The sequence below is a fragment of the Paenibacillus rigui genome (genome assembly GCF_002234615.1).
In the GTDB taxonomy this organism is placed as follows: Bacteria; Bacillota; Bacilli; order Paenibacillales; family NBRC-103111; genus Paenibacillus_S; species Paenibacillus_S rigui.
In genome coordinates this window covers 1-19649 of record NZ_NMQW01000068.1, presented here as the reverse complement: position 1 = coordinate 19649, position 19649 = coordinate 1, and the positions used below count along the sequence as shown (strand labels likewise).

General features: G+C 38.8%; 12 protein-coding genes. 9 read left to right on the top strand and 3 right to left on the bottom strand.

The features are described from left to right. Nucleotides 1–72 precede the first annotated feature (72 nt). The 8 genes from CF651_RS30560 to CF651_RS30525 all read left to right on the top strand — a co-directional run bounded on the left by CF651_RS30560 (nucleotide 73) and on the right by CF651_RS30525 (nucleotide 14656). A complete protein-coding gene (locus CF651_RS30560; RefSeq protein WP_094018647.1) occupies nucleotides 73–717 on the top strand; it encodes a hypothetical protein in 645 nt (214 codons plus the stop codon). 173 nt (nucleotides 718–890) lie between these two features. Further along, the gene (locus CF651_RS30555; protein ID WP_094018646.1) at nucleotides 891–7187 is read left to right on the top strand and encodes a Cdc6/Cdc18 family protein; all 6297 of its coding nucleotides are present in this window, start codon (nucleotides 891–893) and stop codon (nucleotides 7185–7187) included. After that, nucleotides 7078–7803, top strand: a complete 726-nt coding sequence (gene avs3b / locus CF651_RS30550) for an AVAST type 3 anti-phage protein Avs3b (RefSeq protein ID WP_144029138.1) — start codon at nucleotides 7078–7080, stop codon at nucleotides 7801–7803. The genes CF651_RS30555 and avs3b overlap by 110 nt, the downstream gene beginning before the upstream one ends. Nucleotides 7804–8288: 485 nt before the next feature. Next, entirely contained in the window at nucleotides 8289–8909 is a 621-nt protein-coding gene (locus CF651_RS30545) for a hypothetical protein (RefSeq protein ID WP_094018644.1), read from the top strand. 5 nt (nucleotides 8910–8914) lie between these two features. Next, the gene (locus tag CF651_RS30540; protein ID WP_094018643.1) at nucleotides 8915–9922 is read left to right on the top strand and encodes a Kiwa anti-phage protein KwaB-like domain-containing protein; all 1008 of its coding nucleotides are present in this window, start codon (nucleotides 8915–8917) and stop codon (nucleotides 9920–9922) included. Nucleotides 9923–10344: 422 nt separating this feature from the next. Further along, nucleotides 10345–11985 carry a hypothetical protein gene (locus tag CF651_RS30535; protein ID WP_094018642.1) on the top strand — a complete coding sequence of 547 codons (1641 nt, stop codon included), beginning with the start codon at nucleotides 10345–10347 and terminating at the stop codon, nucleotides 11983–11985. Between the two features lie 1163 nt (nucleotides 11986–13148). Continuing rightward, nucleotides 13149–13505 (top strand): helix-turn-helix domain-containing protein, encoded by a 357-nt coding sequence (locus CF651_RS30530; protein ID WP_094018641.1) that lies wholly within the window; start codon nucleotides 13149–13151, stop codon nucleotides 13503–13505. Further along, the gene (locus CF651_RS30525) at nucleotides 13502–14656 is read left to right on the top strand and encodes a hypothetical protein (RefSeq protein ID WP_094018640.1); all 1155 of its coding nucleotides are present in this window, start codon (nucleotides 13502–13504) and stop codon (nucleotides 14654–14656) included. Before CF651_RS30530 ends, CF651_RS30525 begins: the two co-directional genes overlap by 4 nt. Nucleotides 14657–14835: 179 nt before the next feature. Here the strand turns inward: CF651_RS30525 and CF651_RS30520 are convergent, their stop codons facing one another. From CF651_RS30520 to CF651_RS30510, 3 genes are all read right to left on the bottom strand, one after another. After that, the gene (locus CF651_RS30520; RefSeq protein WP_144029137.1) at nucleotides 14836–15231 is read right to left on the bottom strand and encodes a hypothetical protein; all 396 of its coding nucleotides are present in this window, start codon (nucleotides 15229–15231) and stop codon (nucleotides 14836–14838) included. Between the two features lie 196 nt (nucleotides 15232–15427). Beyond that, entirely contained in the window at nucleotides 15428–16597 is a 1170-nt protein-coding gene (locus CF651_RS30515; protein ID WP_094018638.1) for an MFS transporter, read from the bottom strand. A 70-nt stretch (nucleotides 16598–16667) separates the two neighbouring features. Continuing rightward, nucleotides 16668–16979, bottom strand: coding sequence for an ArsR/SmtB family transcription factor (locus CF651_RS30510; RefSeq protein ID WP_094018648.1), 312 nt, complete (start codon nucleotides 16977–16979; stop codon nucleotides 16668–16670). A gap of 745 nt (nucleotides 16980–17724) precedes the next feature. On the opposite strand from CF651_RS30510, the gene CF651_RS30505 reads away from it, so the two are divergent. After that, complete coding sequence (locus tag CF651_RS30505) at nucleotides 17725–19026, top strand: phospholipase D-like domain-containing protein (protein ID WP_179233076.1); 1302 nt, start codon at nucleotides 17725–17727, stop codon at nucleotides 19024–19026. Nucleotides 19027–19649 lie beyond the last annotated feature (623 nt).

The window sequence follows — 19649 nt, the reverse complement described above, 5'->3', positions numbered from 1 at the left end:
CTTCTTGTTTGACGCTTACGATTTATTCGAAGAGCTGTAGCATCTGCCAATCGAAAAAAGTTGGAAGAAGTAATGAATGAACACCGAGAGATTGTATATGAAATAGGAAATTGCTTATCCGTTGCTTTCGAAAATATGGAGTATATTCTTCTAAATAGAGAGGGTATTGCAAAAGCGTGGGTTAGAAAAGTGTACGTTGAAAGGGAAGTTTTTGGGACGATATTAGACAAATATTATTCTAAATCTATTTATGACTATAATGTATATGTCGATCATTTAAAAAAGATTGATTGTATACAGCTTCTACTAAGTAAGGCTAAAAGTAAACCGGCATTTTATAATGGAGTTATGGGTTATTTTTTACAAATGTCCCCTAGTCTTAGGGGATTTCGATTAATCCAGCTTGACGATAGAAAGGCTGTAGAGCTTGAAACTCATTTTTTCACTCCGAAGGGTTTAGAAACTATATTTAAGGCACGGCCAATAAGTTCTTTAAAGTTTAAGAAAGAAGCTACAATGAATGAAAGTGAAATTATTGAGGCATTTAATAAGGATGAGCAATTCATGTATCGGTTGATAATTGATAAAATTATAAATGCGATTGAGGTACAATATGCAATTCTAAAATATGTTGATTCTGCTTCAAAGTATTTACATATGAGCAGTGACCACTTTGGAAGAAATATTAGAAGCGTATTTAACAAGGATAGTTGGTAATTTGCTTAGTAGATACTTTAAATGGTAAAAAATATTTTCGCTAATATGAATTTCATAGAAATCGGGGAACGATTAACTCGTTTAAAACATAGCAACGCTCTATGGTAGTGTATTTGTTGATGGCTCATATACTCAAAAACTTAAACTATTAATGGTAAGTAGAGGTGGATACTTTGGAGAACGAACTTGTTAGGTATTCAAGAGCTGGTGACATTTTTCATTATCGTTGGGCTGCCCGCCGGTGTCTGCGTTTAATCTCACCTAAGTCTCGAATTAATCAAATTGTGATTGAGGGTTCTAAGGAGAATAAACTTGCAGGAGAATATGTTATTGATGTTGCTGAATACGCTGATTCGCTAACTAGACGAGGATTTCAAGATGTAACTTACTATCAGTTGAAACACACCACTGTTCATAAAAATAACCCTTTTGATCTTAGTGATCTTAAGGAAACATTTGAGGGCTTTTCAAAACGGTTTCAAAAGCTTACCAGTGCCAATACCCAAGTCGATAGTGTCATCTTTACTATCGTCACAAATAGACCAATTAATCAAAATCTTAAAGAAAATATTGAAAAATTATCTTCTGGAGAGAAAGCCAATTCAAAGTATAAGAACACATTATCAAAATATACACAGTTATCTGGGGAAGATTTAAAAAAGTTATGTGCTTGTATAAAATTCGCAGACGGCGAAGGAGACTATAATGCACAGAAGTATAAGCTTCATGTAGAAATATCTCAGTTGGTTGCCGGAAGTATCGATAACCCTGAAATAGAAAGCATTACTGGACTAGTTCGTGACAAGGCTTTACCTGATTCCAATGGTGTAATTGTTCGTGAAGAAATACTTGAGAAATTTAAAGTTACGTCTGAACGCGATCTCTTTCCAGCTCCACCTGAGTTTGAAAAACTTGAAACCCTTGTGCATAGAGAGCAGCATAATGACTTGTTGAAAACCATTTTAGAATCAGCAGCTCCGTTGATCATACATGCTCCTGGAGGAGTAGGAAAAACGGTTTTTGCTCGCCAAATAGCCAAATCATTACCTGTTGGATCTTTCGGCGTTGTATATGATTGCTTTGGTGGTGGACGTTATCGTAATCGGAGCGAAGTGAGGCATCACCATCGCCAAGCATTTATTCAGATTGTTAATGAATTGGCTGTACAAGGCCTTTGCGATCCACTAATAGTGAATTCTGGCGCATCTGAAACAGATATATTAAGAAAGTTCCTCGACAGAATTGAAACAGCAGTTATTGCTATGAAGAAATCAAATATCAATGCAGTCCTAGTGATTCTAATAGATGCAGCCGATAATGCTGAAATGGCCGCGGCGGAGTTCAATGATAATTGCTTTGCTCATGAACTTTTCCGTGAACGTATAATCGAAGGTGCTAAAATAGTTGCCCTTTGTAGAACCGAGCGTATACATTTACTCCAGCCGCCTAGTAACATCGAACAACTTGAGTTGAAGCCATTTTCGGAGAAAGAGTCTTTTGATTATTTAAGGTCCCATTATCCGCAAGCGTCAAAAGAGGATGGAATAGAATTTCATAGGCTTACTAGTGGCAATCCACGTGTACAGTCAAATGCTTTAAGTTTAAACGGTAGTACGATTGCTGAAGTATTCTCCAAACTTGGAAGTATGGGAACCACTGTCGATGAACAAATAGAAGGACAATTAATGTCAGCAATTGATTCAATAAGAGATAAACTTCATGATGATTACAGAAAACAAATCGACTCTATCTGTGTAGGTCTTGCTACACTACCTCCCTTTATTCCACTGAAGATACTATCTAGGGCAGCTGATGTTGAGGAGTCTGCTATAAGAAGTTTTGTTGCAGATATAGGACGTCCCTTATGGCTTTCTGACTCCTCAGTTCAGTTTAGAGATGAGCCTACGGAAACTTGGTTTAGGGAAACTTATGCAGCATCGAAGGAACAAATAGAGTTTCTTATTGAACAAATCAAACCATTAGCTAACGAGTATTCATATGTCGCTTCTGCTATGCCTGCTCTGTTATTACAAGCAGGGAAGAACACCGATCTTGTTGAATTAGCTTTATCCGATAATTATCTTCCCGATAATCCCATTGATGAGCGAAATGTTCGAGTATTTCGTCTTCAATTTGCATTTAAGGCTTCGTTGAAGCAAAAAAGCTTTGTTGAGGCAATAAAATTAGCTTTACGAGCTGGTGAAGAAGTAGCTGGTGATAAACGACAGTTCGAGCTTCTTGCAAGCAATATTGATCTGATTGCGCCTTTACAAGATGAACAACGTGTACAGGAGTTTGCTTTTCGTCGTTTGTTTAGCGGTTCTTGGAAAGGATCAGAGAATGTTTACTCAGCAGCGTTGTTATCAACAGTCAAGAATTTTAGAGGGGAAGCCAGAAGCTTTCTTAGGGCTGCTGAGAACTGGTTAAGTCTATACTTCCAGGATAGAGATAAGAAAAAAGAAGAAGATATTCCATTTCATCGTGAACAACTAAAAAATGAAGAAATTATGGAACTCGTATACACACATTTTAATTTACATGGGGTAGAGAGGGCCTTCAAATTTCTTATGAGTTGGCGACCGAAGAAGGTTATCTATCATATTTCTAGGCAACTATTTAAACGGCTTATGGACCTAGGGGAATTATCTGCTGCAATGCAGTTTGCAAAACTCGGTTCGCGTAATCAGTATTTAATAATTGCTTTTGCACATGAGTTCTTAGATATCGGACATATTCCCAATTCGGATGTACTCTGCTCTTGCCTTGATTTACTAACTACAAAACGGGCTAGAATTTCAAAAAAACAAAATATTTTTCAGGACACAACACTTCAATCTCTTATCTCTTTTCTTGAATCTTGTGCAGCAAACAAGTTACCGAAGGGGAAAATCATCAGGGTTCTAAATCATTATTTCCCTCAAAGTGCTTCACGGTCTATTACAAGCGATTACGATAATAAAGATCGTGCAATTTTTATGCGTGCACTGGCATTAAAAAAAGTATTACTTTCAGATCTCGAATTCGATATTAATGAATTGCTTCCAAAGGATCTACAACAGAATAGAAAATATAAGGATGAACAAGAGGTAAGAGAAATAAAAGAGGTAATAGGCGGACTGTTACCTTGGTATATGCTGCGGATACGCTGTTTAGCAGGGGATATTCTTGATTTTGATAATGAAGTAGCGGAAGTGAAAAAGAAGTCAGGATCAGCAACAGCGAGTCGATATAGAGAATATGATAGTTTACCAACGGAAATAGCTAGAATATGTTGTGATGTTTTGATGTTTCATAAATTTTTCGGACAAATGTCAGCCAAAACTTTTTATGAAAATTATATAAAGAGTAACAGGATGTTTCTTCCTGATCATCTAAAATTAGTTCGTTCTGCTTTCCGAGTAAGCCACTTAGCTGAACAGAAGCGCGATTTTGAACAATATGCTTATGACGTAATCCGTTCTGCTACAGACATTGGCCCAGAGGAAAGGGCTAACTGTTACATTGATCTTGCACGAGCATTGATTAATGTAAATCGTGATGATGCCGCGGTTTACTTCAATTTTGCCATCGATGCCGTTTCGAAATTTGGCGATGAAATCGTCGAGAGATGGGAAGCAGTTGTTTCCCTAGCTAACCAAAGAAAAGTAGATGAATTTGCACCTTACGATTTAGCTTACAGATTTATACGTTGTGCAGAGCTTATAGGAGAAAATGTAGCTCGCGAAAAGTATTGGGACAGGGACGAGGCTGTTAGGACTTGTATTCGATTGTCCCCGGTAACTGGAATTGCTGCACTAAGCAGATGGCGGGACCGGGAAATTGGTCGATTTAATCGTCAATTAATTGCTTTGTCCGAGGAAATTGTAAGAAGCGGCTACGTTGTACCAACGGCTCTTTCTGCGTTTATGACGGAGTTTGAAATAGGGGATTTCTCAAGACTATGTATAGAGAAGGAAACATCGCATGATAATCAGAAGTATATTTTTGAATCAGTCATTAGAGAACTTAGGATAAACGGAGTTGGAGGGGAAGTTTGGGAAAGGATTGCTGAAACGGCTAAAAAGTACTCTTTACAAAGTAATCTATTGGATGAAGTTATTGCTTATAATCGCGACATTATTGATGAAGAAGGGAATATTATTAACCAAGAAAGTACTTCCTCGCTTCGTGTACAGTCGGAAGAGAGTGCGATTGATTGGAACGATCTGCTGCATGATTTGGACTTGGTTTCATCTAATGGATTAAGACAAGCTATCCAACGCTATGATGGACTTCCTCAGACTGTGCGAAACAGCGAGTCCTTATGGCGTGAAGTCTACAATCGAATTTCCGATAGTGAAGCGAAGAAATTTTTGTATGAGCTTATTAAAGTAGATGAAGCCGATTTTTATGATATACAGAATGCGCTTTTGTTAGTACCGGAAGAATGGCATCGCAAAATGAGCATTAAAATTGAGTGGTCCCAAATCATGCAATTCGTAGGGAAACGATTTGCTACGTTTCTGCTGGAAAGGGGATCAATCTCTTTTTTCACTAGGAGACTTCATTTAGGGGCGGAAAATATACCTTTTATTCAAAAAGGAATAATCGAAGGATTAGCAACCCATGGAGATTTGGTTCATGCAACTACATTTTTTGGCTTTGTAACTGTTGCTTCGAAACATATCTCAACACAGGAAGCAACTGATTTACTGGACTTCGCATTATCGAGATTCGAACTACATATTGATTCTGAGTACGGTGATGGGCCATGGTCTCAATTGTTGTTACCGCCGGTTCACATGGATAGTGCTTTTACAGGTTTTGTTTGGTCTGCTTTAGGTTCTCCAAGATCTTCAACACGCTGGTGTGCCGTTCACTGTGTGCGTAGACTCGCAGAAGCTCAATGCAGGGATGAGATCGATGCTTTAATTGATTGGATGGAAAGGGATACTGTTGATGCATTTGGGGCTAATAAATTTCCGTTCTACAACTTACATGCAAGATTATATTTATTAATTTCACTTGCTCGAGTATCAATTGATAATCCGCACATATTGCTGCATCGTAGTAATGTTTTCTATAAATATGCCGTACAATCTTCTTCTCATATGCTTATTCAAAAATATGCAACTGATATTGCACTCAATACCGAAAAGGCTCATCCAGGGACTTACCCGAAAGAGGTAATTGAATCATTACAAAAAGTGGGAAAGAGTCAATTTGATAAGGTTGAATTAGAGAACCGTTCGGACACAAGAGATAGTTATTGGCATGCTAACGAAATGATTAATACTAGTTTAACTTTTCATCATGGGTATGATTTTGATAGGTACTGGTTTGAACCATTAGGCGAGGTATTTGGTATTACAAGTGAGCAAGTTGAAGACCTTGCTACGGATGTTGTGATAAATGAGTGGAATATAGATCAAGATGATAGATTTATAAATGATCCGCGTCATTCATTGTGGAGATCCTCTAGAGTCCAACAGGATGTGTATCATCACCATGAAGGATATCCTCGTATAGACAATTATAATTTTTATCTTTCATATCATGCCATGCTTGTTGTGGCTTCGAGGTTGCTGGAGAAAATGCCTGTTGTTCACAGCTCGGATTGGTATGAAGATGAGTGGTATGAGTGGTCTCACAGACATTTATTGACTCGAAGTGATGGTTATTGGCTATATGACCGTAGAGATCCTATTCCTTGGTATAGAAGGGATTGGATTAATGAAATGAGAAATCCAGATTGGCGTGAAGAGATATCAAATGATGATTTTCTTGATGGCATATTGTCTGAAAGAAACGGAGAACTATGGCTAAACGTGTTCGGATCTTGGGAGGATGGAGAGAGTGAAAGATCGGAAAGTTTTTATATTGCAAGCTCTCTCGTATCATCGGCCACTGCGCAATCTCTTTTGCATGCATTGAGCACATGTTCAAATCCTCATGATTTTAAGTTACCTGATTACGAAGAAGATGAAATGGAAATAAACTTGGATACTTTTAAACTTAAAGGTTGGGTATATCAGGAAGAAGCATCTAAGCGTCTGGATGAGTTCGATCCACATTCTTCTAAAGTAGATTACCCACCTTATAAAATAGGGAACTCAATCGCTGAGAAAATGAAGATATCCTCTGATTATGAGAAGAGGGAATGGACTTTGTCTGATGAGAGTAGAGCATCAATAATCTGTGAAATCTGGGCGCCTATTCATGATAGTCATGAAGATGAGGAAATGCGCCGCGGTAATCGACTAACAGCATCGCTCTCATTTCTAAAAAGACTTTGTACTGAATTCCAAAGTGAATTAATTATTGAAGTTCAAATTGGAAGAAGATTTAGACAGAAATCATACATGAGAGGGAGTGGGTCGGATGAGTATAAGCCACCGCTTAGCAAATTATTTATCTTCTCAGCCGATGGAAGAATCAGAGATACAGAAACGTACTATGAACTTAGGCAAAGCGCTAGTCAAAGAGCTTAATTTGGATCCTGGTGTAGATACCACTGCTCGATGGATGGCACATTATATAGCGGAACAAATTGAACTCGCTGAACATAGTACTGGAGCTGAAAAAAAGCAGGCGGAAGAACGTTGTTTTGAAACGGTATTAAAATTATGGAATCGCAGGTCATCATTCCCTAATGGTTCAAGGCCACTTGAAAATTTTGAGCCTATAATTCGTACACTTGCACGGCTTGATCCTGAAAATGAACGTAATTTCTTCTTTGAAAATAGAAAGGAAAAAAAGGATGGTGTCCCTGAAGAGGTACAAAAGTGGCTGGATTTAGCCGAGGGGATAGATGAAGCAGCGCGTGTGTGGTTGAAATATGTGCTTGAACAAGCTGCATTGGCTGCTACTGATGATTCTACAATCGAATGGTTAGAGAATTCAGTAGCACTTCAGGAAGACGACCATTTTTCTGTAATCTTTCGAGATTTGTATAGTGATATCGATGATATTTGGGGAGAAGGCCAAAAACAAAATGAAATGAAACGAAAGACTATAAATTCGAGAATTAAGAAACTTGAGGCTTTTGCAGAATTAAACCAATTGTTATTGTCTGAGTACAAAAACGAGCTAATGAAGTCTGAGTAAGTAGGGACCGCCGTGCAAGCTAATGCTGTAAAAGAATTCATTCAAACAATGAATCAAGTTCAGAATAAGATTCCAACAACCGAGAGGCAAATTCCAGCATGGTTTAGGATATTCTAGGCTGGGTTATCTCCCATAAAGGTTTTCAAGGTGGGGCTGTTGGTTTGGGGAAGGATCATGGAATTATTCTTTCGGATACGCCGAGGGTAGATGTAGAAGTTTGGGTCGGAGGGGAACTTGATAGCGTGGGAAGGGTTGTTGGTTATTCAAGTGACACGATTAGTTTTCAAGACGGAATGTACCTAAGAGGAAACTGTCAGGTTGTAACCAGAGGGAGTTATTTTTGCGTGTGTGCTGTAATTAGCTACATCAATTATTTGATTCAAAATAACGGTTCAATCAATTATAATTAATACGAATTACTTATTTTGTAAGTATTTGTCTAGGGGGAATACGAAGTAGACGGCTTTGTACTGTGAGGGGTAAAAATGAGAAGTCCGTTTTGGTATAAGATCGCATTAGTTTTCTCGGCATATTTACCATTGTTTTTTGTCTTTGTTCTAAAACTGATTAATTTTGACAATTTGGACCGCATATCTGTGGATCTAAAGTTTATGGTTCTACACTTCAATGAGTTTATCTCAAAGTCACCACAAGTCCTCTTACTTACCATTTCTAATTTTCTTCTTATTATTTCTTTGTTAAGCTGCTTCTTTGTATCAATCGATATCATAACAACACAAAGACGAAGAATTGGGGCAAAGCAAATAGAAATAAAGAAAGTCATCTCACGTGAGCAAGACGTTCTGACTTACATTGCTACATATATATTGCCGCTTGTGTCATTGAATCTTAATACTTGGAATGATGCTTGGGTTAGTTTATTTTTGTTAATCTTGATACTTTGGTTATCCCTGCGTTCTGAAATGCTGTACATTAATCCATTGTTGTTCGCTCTTGGCTATCATATTTATTCCGTTGAAACTGAAAAAGGAAATGTCCTGTACATTTCTAAAAATAAGCAGTCAGTTTTTTTAAAACAATCTTCGAGAATGTGTTATCGATTGGAAGGCGAAAGCATCTTATTAGACGGTTCAGAAAAGGGGTAATTCAGTTGCCAAATCTAGAAGCAGTAACAGAAAATATAGCAGGACAGTTACTGGAACAACTGTCTAATTCAATTAGTCAACAGCAAAACGCAACGAACATCCCTTGTAGGCTTTATATTGTCGGTTCGAAGCTTAGAGAGGGTACAAAAACGAGATACGATGTAATTGAACCATTGGAAATAATTATTGATGACTCTGTTCAAGAGTGGTTACTATCCAGTGCCAAGAGTACCGTTGATACTTTACAAGGATTGGAATTGTTGGAAATGAGCGAAACCGATGAATCAGGCGAGGGCATTAAACGATACCTTGAATTAACTGAATTAAGTGAACTTGCTGAATGGAAAAATTGTATCTCCACTGTTGAATGTGATTCAGCGCACGAAACGATAAACCAGGATGACTTTAAGCCAAAGGTCTTCATCTGCCATATTCAAATTGGAAACCAAGATTTCTATTTGGTTAAAGGTATTTCTGAAACAGTGTTCTTGAAACAAAGAAAGGTAATGAAATTTATTCCAGCTCGGGGTAGTTATCAGTTAGAAGAAGAAACGGGTAGTAAGAAAATTTTCTTGGACGATAATTGGGATGCCCTTTTATTAGGCGATTACGTAGTGTTATTGAATGAGTCAAGGGTTTTAGATTTGTTTCGTTATTATGAAAAATTTAAAGAAGCTGCAGAGCAAACTTTATCAGAAATATCATCGATGGATTTTATTGCGGATATGGAGAATATTCGTGGATTTGTATCTGAAAGGGTACTATTTCAAAAGAAACTGGCACGTGCAGGATCCACATATCCGATGGATGAGGTTAAAATTGAACGGATAAAAGAGTTGATTAGCGGGGGAACAATCAACTTGCGGTTGAACGAAGAGGGGAAAATTGAATGCACCTCCACACAAGAAATGCGAGTGGTTCTAGACGTTCTAATGGATAACTTTGTATCCTCACTTATAACGGACGAGCAGTATAAAGCGATTAACAAATCTAAATTACAGGCTGGAAGGTAAGATACAAAAAGAACTTGAAGAAAAATCCCGATTTACGTAAAACACTACTTGCTCCATTACTCGTTATGAAAATAAAAAATGGAAAGGAGGACTACTTTATTGTTAAAGATAGTCCTCCTTCTTTTACGATTGAATTTCTTCTGGATTTGCAACAGTGAACAATTTGAAGTTTTGGTCCATCAAGCCTACATCAAGCCTACATCAAGCCTACATCGAGAATACATTTTACTCCTTTTAATTCACAATAGTGGTCTACTATGTAAGAGCTCGATCTGACTAGAATTGATGAAGTATAGCAGTTATATCAAAAATATCAAAATACGGTTTTCTTCAAACTAACAGTTGAGATTTGTTATAATGAAAAAATGGGGAAAATACACAAAGTCAAAGATTCGTACTAAATATAGAGAGTGTGAAGAGGAATGGGTGGAAAAGAAGGGGCAAGAGGATATCTGTATCAGTCGGTTGTATCAGTCCTTAATTCTATGGTTGCAAACGACTGGCTTTCTGTTCAAATCGAACCCGATACAGCAAACGATAAGGTTGATATTTCGTGGTTTTATGAAAATGATGAGCAAGAAGTCACGCAAGTTAAATCTTCAATTAATAACTTTACCAAGCCGAATGTTGTTGATTGGTTTGAAACGCTAATTGCTGATGTGCCTAATGCAAAAGCATTTAAATTGATCCTGATTGGAAGCTGTAGTGATACAACCAAAAAGTTTATTAATAAAGTGAACAAAAAAAATTTTGAAGATGACGATGACGACAAAGATGACATTGCTACAATCTGTCCTTATCTTGAAAAAATGAAAGTCCAGTTAGAAAATTTTGAATTGGACGCAATGGAATCAAAAATTTATACGTCATTGAACAAATTCCTCTCGCACAAGGGGCTTACAGTTGGACATCATTTGTTGGAGATGATGACGGGTGCAATCGTTTATCAATTTATTAAGTTTTCAACGAATGGCAACAAGGTCTCGAAAGCGGATTTTGAAAAGCAGCTCTTGGAGTGGGTATATTTCAATTATCCAGAAATCCAGGGCAATTTACCGTCGAACAAGCTTCTTGTTGAGTTTTATCATTCAAGGAAAGTGCCTTTCTCAAATACAATGCAGGCGTTCAATCTCCAACTTCTGAATATGGAGTACATTGATGACCGTAAGAAGGATTTGAAGAAGGCAATAGAGGAGATCAAAAATATTCATATCCCTCAAAAAGAAAAAGAAGTGGAGAAGAAAGCAGAAATAGGTGGAATGCAGTTTACAGTAGCGTTTCACACGTCATCGGAATACTCAACAAAGAAAAAGCAAGAAATCCGTGACAAAGTACAGCGGCTCTTGGGAATTGAATTAAACGATGATTTCTTTTATGTGGGTAATTTGAAGGAGCAGAAGGCACGATTTCATACACCATTCCTTTCAAGCTCTGTTCAACGAATAGGTGATGATTTTGAAAAACAAAAGTTTGAAAAATTAGAGGAATTTGATTATGAGCTTAAAAAACTGGATTCGTATATACAGCAATTTGAATTCCTTGAAGGATTTTCAGTCATACCTATGGTCTTAAAGAACGAGGGGAAGCAATATGACGAAAGAATTAAAGTATTGATTAAATTGCCTAAGAATGTTGAAGTTCTCACTCCAGAAAAATATCTGCTGCCTGAATACATTGTTCTTAACCAGTTTACAGGATACGATAGTATCTTGAACGTATGCTTGCGTCACCAGAAGGATAGCAAGGTGGACGAGAATGTGAATAATTCGTTCATTCCGTTTACCCACAATCGTGATTTGTTGGATACGGAAGAGCGAATTGAACGGGATTATTCAGATTTTAATTGGTATTTAAGAACCTTGCTTGATTTTGAAATCCATAAAGAATCTGATGGTTTAGTGTTGGAGTATCATTTCGATGAATTAAATCCTAAAGAGAACATTGCCTTTCCATCATATTTATTGGTCAAAGCAAATGAATCTTTTGTGATCCAATATGAAGTCACTTCAAAAAATTCGCAGGATGTAACCACAGGACAATTACATTATAAAGTTAATTACTGATTGGCTTACAACAAAAAGAATGCAAGGAAATGTATCCCTGCGTTCTTTTTATATTTGAGTTAGTAGATAAACTGATAACAACGGTTACTTCACGAATTTGTTTGCAACCTTTCCATCGAGATTGCTTTCCATCGTTTGTTGGGTAGATTATGTAGACATCAAGAAAAATTAAGCATTAACGCTTTGGGGAATGTCTACTGAAACATAGTTGAGCACGAAGTTTCATTACATTCCCCCACTGTTTATTCATGGAGCTTGTTCCTCTTTAGCCCCATAGAGAACTTAGGCACGAAGAGTGTGGATTGATTACACTATTAGTGACTGGTATGATGAGATGACACGGAATAAATTCCAAGTAATTTATACTTCAACTCATTAAAGAAGGAATGGAAGCGGGAAACCAGGCGTCCGATTCAAAAACAAAGCATACACGAGAAAAAGCGAGCATGTGTCCAACCTTAGGGGGTTAATCCGTACAGGAAGAGGGAGATTAATTTATGGGACAATGAAATTCCAAAAAACTTTAACATAGCTTCATTTTAATTGATCTGTTCCTTCATAAGTTTGTAGTTTCTAACTTTCTTTTCAAGGTGATTTCTGGTGGTTCCAGACTTTTTATTTTTCGAGTTTATCACGTACCGCGGCAAACCCAATAAAATCAACAAAATTGGTTCCAGAGATTTTTTACACCTGACACCGATTTGTTGTTTGATAATAAAGTCGTTTAATTTATAATAAAGTTCTTTAATTCATAATAAAGTTGTTTAAAAATCAGCGGATCTAAAAACAGCATGGAGAAACAACTTAGATAGTAAGTCCCGCAATTATTTATGGGTAATTGCGGGGCTTTTTTTATTTAGCAAATAAATTGTATGTGAACTTTTTCCAAGCGTTAGAGAAAACATGAAGCGTGCACCAGATAAACTGAACTAATGGAACATAAAGAAGAAGTATGCAGTGTAACACATAAAGGAAGGGCCTTTAGATTAAGGGAATAACCTCTGTTTCATGGCGTTTTTGTTTATACAGAATGGCCGGTGAAATTACAAAAAAGGCAGCTCTGAATAATCGACACAATTTTGATAAGAGCATGGATGAAAGTAACAAAGCTCAGGTTAATAAACAAACATTTAAGAAAATAAGAAGCTAGAAAGTTGGTTGGTATGGATATTGGAGAGAAAGTGAGGCTATTACGTAAAGCCAACCTGCAAAATCAGAAGGTTTTTGCGCAACAAGTGGGAATTTCTCGAGGGATATTAAGTGATATTGAGAGTGGAAAGTCACACCCCTCGACTGAAACATTAATATCACTCAAAAGTTTGTTTGATTGTGATCTGAACTGGCTACTTGAAAATGAAACATCTACAACCGACCGTGATAATAAAGTATTCAATGTACGTATCTCACAATGTGAATCTGAGATATTAGAGATGATTAGAAAGCTGGATCCTAACAATAGATATGAGATCGAGCAACTGCTTCGAATAAAAACAAATAAACTAATGGAGCGAAGATTATGATCGATAAGGAATATTATTTCTCACTTTGTAAGGATGCTGAACTGAATCAAGAAATGTACATAGAACAGGCTAAATCTCAAAAAGTTCGATGGGAATATGCTGAGTGGAAGCGTTATGACACAACGCCATTCTGGTTTGAACGAAATCTAGAGCCTCGATCCCCCATAAAAGACTCCGTGGCATCATTAGCTTACGGTTTTAACAAAAATGGAGAGATATGTTTCATTCAATCTCGTCAAGAAGAATGTATTGACCGTAACGAGGAACGAATGATTAATCGTCGATACTCTAATGGTAAAGTGGATTCTATTGAAGAACTTATTTTCATTGATGGGCTGCCAGTTAAATACGTGGAGTTTATTGTTCGAAATGGAATGAACCCTGGCCAAGAATGGCACTTTGAGGAGGATTACGTTTACGATGACAAAAAGCTGGTTGAAATAAAGCGAAATGAGTTTTGGTATGCTGGGAACTCTATTCGAACACGAGAAATCCAAATTGAGTATGATGAAACAGGTAACATTGCATGGATAAAGGAAAACGGAGAAATGAAGTACAGAAATATTAGTGACGAACATGCAAGACAAATCCGAGATGAAGTAAAGAAAGAACTGATTGATGAGTCAATCGGAACGATAAAAAAGATTGGGGCTAAACTTCAAGATAACCAGATCTGCTTCATAGGGATATACCTACATGATGAGCCATTTGGAGTTGTGGACCCAATATTCCACCCCGGTTTACAGAGCATTCGGGATGAACAAATAGAAGCTGAAGAGGATTTATGGACGATATGGAATGCTGGCGAACATCCAGTACAGAACCAGGAAGCTTTATCTAACGATCAGTTAAAAGAAAAATTTCAGATGTTAATGCAATACTGGCAAAAAAATTCTGATTGGTCTAATGAGCCGCAAAATCCAGTGTTAATTCATAATACTTGGTGGGGCGAGAGTAAAGCACTTTGGCAAGAAGTTGCTATGGAGCTTAATAAGTTAAATTGGGACGGAGTCCTCCCGGTCACAGAAACCTTTGTAATATACGCTGATGGAGAAGCATTTGATGTTGCCGGAGGAGATTTATCGAAGAGCGTCCCGGATGACAAACTGCGCATCCTTGAAAGCAAGGGTTTACTATCTGACCGAATTTAAACAACTTTATTATCAAGCAACCGATTGTTAAAAGAAAATAAACCATTAGGCTGGAAATTATCAAGACCAAAATTAAAAAAACTTTGATTAAATAAGGGGTTTCACATATTAGACGTATCTAATATGTGAAACCCCTTATTGTTAAACTATCGTTCGCCGTTAGCGGAATATTCCTAATGTTACTTTCCATGACCTCCGCCAAGTACACGATAATTCACAGCACCAATGTGGAGTTGTACGGTTGAATAATTCCTAAAATCCCCTGTACCTACGGCTTCAAAAGTTTGTGATTTATTACCAAAATTAGTTCCCGTGACGGCAACCTCTCCTATTTTTTCGCCTTTATCATTGTAGAAAGATATATTAGCTCCCACCATATTTTCTTCGTTGCCCATATTCTCCATTTTTAATTGACCTGTAACTTTGGTATTTTCCCCATCCTTAGTTAAAATTAAATTTCCAACAGATATTGTTTTATAATTTGGATCTGTTAGGTCCAGGAACTTATTTTTTATAAAAATCTTTTGTGTTTCCATATCATAGTCAATTGTTGCACCAACACTTCTCCTTAGCAAACGAACTTCGCGTCTTGGTGATTATACAATACTTTAAGAGACCGCAAAGCAGCCAGGCGGCACATTTAGGCGCTTTTTTCGTCGATAGACCAGTTAAGCTGAACCGTACCATAAGTGACGGCGAAAAAGCTGTTTTCGGTCATTTATTAGGCCGGTGTTGCTGCCTCGCTAAAACGAACTATCGCTTCCGGCTTGTTCAGCGTACGTTTAATGCATTTGATTTGGAAATTGCCATTTTAACTATGATCAACAATAAAGCAAGCAATGCAAACATTATGCCGCACCAGATGAGCTGATGTATGCCCGACTGAGAAATAAACCAGCCGCCGATCGATGCACCTATCGTAATGCCAACATTGGAAAAGGAGACAAACAAGCTGTTGCCGAATTCGGGAGCTTCTTTCGCCTCAGTCATCAACAAGGCTTGACTGACAATAAGCCCCCCGGAATGCACAGCCCCCCAAATGAATACGATAAGCGCCATCGGCAAAAAATAAAAACCGAGATAATATGTGAATAAGTAAATGACCGCATATACCAGAGGAAATAGGATGACAGTTTTTGTCATGCTTTTGTGCAAAAAGCCCCCAAACAAAAAGTTCCCAACAATCATGGTGACGCCAAAGGCCATCAACATAATGCTAATCCATGATCCGTTCATACGGGTGACTTGTCCAAGATATTCTGCAAAGTAGCTGTACACTGAAAACATAGCTGCAAAGATAATAACAACAGTCACGATCGTTAACCACAATTGAGGTTTGCGCAATATGCTAAGCTGCTTGCCAAAGGACATTTTTTCCTTAACAGGCATGGAAGGAAGCCAGGCAAGTATCCCTATAAAGGCAATCATGCTTACAACAGCGCCGAACAGGAAAGCAGCTTCCAGCGAGATTTTTTCGGCGAGATAAGAAGTTAACGGCACGCCAAAAGCGAATCCGACTGTTATTCCGGCAAAAACCTTGCTGAAGGCTTTGCTGCTCTTTTCGGGAGGAACAAGGCTGGACGCGGTCACAAGAGCAATTGAAAAAAAAACAGGATGAAAAATAGCAGGGACAATCCGGAAAGCTAGCATTACTTCGAACACGGTTGTGTAGGCATAGACAATATTAGAGATGGCAAACATAAGAACAGCGGTTAACAAAATAACCTTACGATTAATGCCGGAAGCGAGTAAGGTCAGGAATGGGCCTGAAAGGGCAACGATTAAAGCAAATATACTTACAAGAGACCCGGCCTGCGAGGGCGAGATGTGAAATTTTTGAGTGACTTGGGGAAGAACACCGATAATGCCCATTTCCGTTGTAATAATGCCAAATACACCTAAAGCCAGAAAAATAATAAGTGAAGGGTGAACCTTTTTCATAAAAATGTATGCCTCCATTTATATTCATATATAGAATTGTAGATATGAAAAACAAAAAACTCCTTTCTGACTATAGTTTACTTTGAACGTACTCGGAAAACTGTTGGATGGTCTTTTCGTTTCGGCGGTAGTACGTCCATTTTCCGATTCGCTCAGATTCCAATAAACCAGCTTTTTGCATAGTGGCTAAATAGCTTGAGATAACAGACTGAGCAAGTCCCGATTTTGCCTGAATATCTCCTACGCATACACCAATGCGAAAGTTAAGCCCCTGTTGCAAATAGGGCTTTTCATCAAAAAATTCCTCTGGATTCTTCAGCCATCGCATAATTTGACAACGCATCTCGTTAGACAAAGCTTTATAAATCGATAAAGGTTCCATATCCATCATTATATCTACATTTCTAGATTTGTAAAGATGGGAAATTAACAACTGAATCATCATTATATTTTGTTTAGGAGCCGCGCGGCGCTCTCATTCCATTTTTCGCCAATGTAAAAAGGAAATAAACCATTAAACTGGAAATTATCAAGACCTTGGTTGAGGAAAATTTATTAAAATAAGGGGACCTACATATTACACATAACTAATATGTAGGTCCTTTTATTTGCCGGACTGAGAGAAAAACATTAGTTGAGGATCAATCGTTAACGGGCAGGTTAGTGCGAATGATGTAAATTCCATTAAGGGGCAGTTGAGGTCAACCCTTCTAAGGAGTATCTAGTTGATAGAATAGACTCTCACTTCAAAAAAATGAGATATATAGAGATAAACAAAGATCTCATTTTCTGAAAATCCCATCATCAGGCATCGTAGGGCGAATATACGTTTCTATTCAGAAAGCGAACGTGTGTTTTTAAGGTTTGCCAATTAATTAATAGTATAATAACATAGCTTCACAAGAACCAGTTATTAGGAAACGGGGAGGTTTGAAGTAACGGGCAGTTATGCGCAACGGGCAGGATAAAGACCTTAAAATACTATTAACTTTGTCCCTACCTAAGATTTGATAGGATAAATATATCCTGTTTGTGGAGGAGGAGTCTCTCTGTCAACCATTGTCAATTTGCAGTCTCATATTCCCTATATTGAATCCGGATCATACCCCGTAAGAAACGGTAATGCCGTGCATCCGCTTGTAGATAGCGCTCCGACTTTTAGGCGCATCTGCGAAGCGATCGAAAATGCGCAGTATAGTGTCTGGATTTCTATTACTTTCATGGCACCACATTTCCAGATGCCTGACGGCCGCGGTACCATTCTGGATGTGTTGGATCGCGCGGCGGCTCGGGGGCTGGACGTCCGGGTTTTATTCTGGCGTCCCAACCAAGAGAGCAGTGGTTATGGCCAAGCCTTTACAGGGTCCAAGGAAGACCGTGATATGCTCGCTGCACGGGGCTCGCGTTTTCGCGCCCGTTGGGATCAAGCATACGGGAGATATTGTCAGCATCAGAAAATTTGGCTTGTTGATGCGGGCCATCCGTCCGAGACGTCTTTTATTGGGGGAATTAATCCAACCTTCAAGGCCGTCGAACCCGGCCATATTGGGGAAAATCAACGCCACGACATTTATGTCGAAGTGTCGGGACCGTCCGCAACCGATGTGCACCATAATTTCGTTCAAAGATGGAATGAAGCCAGCGAGAGGATGGAGATTGACGGAATATGGGGACATACCGGTGAAGACGAATTACCCTTTCCCTCCCATGTATCCGCTCCTCGAGGAAATACACCGGTACAAATACAAAGAAATGTTTATAAATGTCGCTACAACAATAGCTACCCTACTCCCGAAGGGAAACCGTTCAATATCGTTGAAGGTGAACATTCCGTTTCTGAGCAATACCTACAGGCGATTGATGCCGCTCAGCGTACAATCTATATCGAGAATCAGGCTCTCCCAATTCCAGAGATTGCTGTCAGACTAGAGGATGCTCTGAAGCGAGGAGTAGATATCGTGTTGCTCGTTCCAGCTGACCCCGAGGATTATGTACGGGCTGCCCGCAGGAACCCGGAACGCAAAGGTTTCTTTGATCATATAGAAGCGCTGGGTAAGTATGAGAATTTTACTCTGGTAGGAATTGCCGGTCCTGACGGAAAAGGAGGACGCAGCAATATTTACGTTCATGCCAAAGTCATGCTTATTGACGACATTTGGATGACTATCGGCTCTTGTAACCTTCACTCGAACTCGTTCTTCGGTCATTCGGAAATGAACGCATCGATATGGGATGAGGAAGCGGTGCGCATATTCCGCTGGCAGCTTTTTTCCGAGCACCTAGGCCAGGATACCGGACATCTGGATGACCGCACTGCTCTACAGCTTTATCGAAAAGTAGCGCACGATAACCGCCAAAAAGGGGAGCGCGGCGACTTTAACTGGCAGGGTCTTGCGTTTAGTTTAGAACCAACAGCTTACGGTGAATAGTTAACCCTAACCGAGATTTGATTCGTATACTAGCTCGATGGTAGGTCGACACGGTTGAGCAGGCCACCCGGGGAAAGTTGAGCCGCAAGATAATAGTTTCAGGACACATCCCAAATTTATCTCAAGAAATTGCAAGGGCACACATTACTAAACTCCCTCGAAATGATTCGCTTTTCTCACTCAGACTCATGAATTCGCAGGATTTCACCTTCAGCTAGAGATGTCAGACTAGAAGGAACAGAGGATAAGAAAGATCGCCTATCCACCCTGGTCCCCCAGGAGGATGGCGATCTTTCTTATGTTTGGGGATGCGAGCATTAGTTCTCTTGAAATAATGTTGTGTGACAAGTATTTGGAGAACTGTGGCGGACTTGGCGACGGAGAGGCTGACCTCCATTTCCATAAGTTCAATGCAACGATAAATCTTACCCCCTCCCGCCATGGTACTTCGTGAGCGCCGAGTACATCTCGTAACGCCCGTCAAAACGATGTTCGGACCGCAGGACAACACTTCAAAAAAAATATAGCACCGCTATAGACAATTTAATATAGCGGTGCTATAATACCCATATAGCAGTGCTATACAGTGGTCTCATCCAACTTAGGAGGGTTACTATGTCATT

Excerpts from the sequence above, each read along its gene's own strand:
- CF651_RS30525 (WP_094018640.1), top strand. The coding sequence starts at position 13,502 with ATGATCGATAAGGAATATTATTTCTCACTTTGTAAGGATGCTGAACTG.
- CF651_RS30530 (WP_094018641.1), top strand. The coding sequence starts at position 13,149 with ATGGATATTGGAGAGAAAGTGAGGCTATTACGTAAAGCCAACCTGCAA.
- CF651_RS30545 (WP_094018644.1), top strand. The coding sequence starts at position 8,289 with ATGAGAAGTCCGTTTTGGTATAAGATCGCATTAGTTTTCTCGGCATAT.
- avs3b (WP_144029138.1), top strand. The coding sequence starts at position 7,078 with ATGAGTATAAGCCACCGCTTAGCAAATTATTTATCTTCTCAGCCGATG.
- CF651_RS30515 (WP_094018638.1), bottom strand. The coding sequence starts at position 16,597 with ATGAAAAAGGTTCACCCTTCACTTATTATTTTTCTGGCTTTAGGTGTA.
- CF651_RS30535 (WP_094018642.1), top strand. The coding sequence starts at position 10,345 with ATGGGTGGAAAAGAAGGGGCAAGAGGATATCTGTATCAGTCGGTTGTA.
- CF651_RS30510 (WP_094018648.1), bottom strand. The coding sequence starts at position 16,979 with ATGGAACCTTTATCGATTTATAAAGCTTTGTCTAACGAGATGCGTTGT.
- CF651_RS30560 (WP_094018647.1), top strand. The coding sequence starts at position 73 with ATGAATGAACACCGAGAGATTGTATATGAAATAGGAAATTGCTTATCC.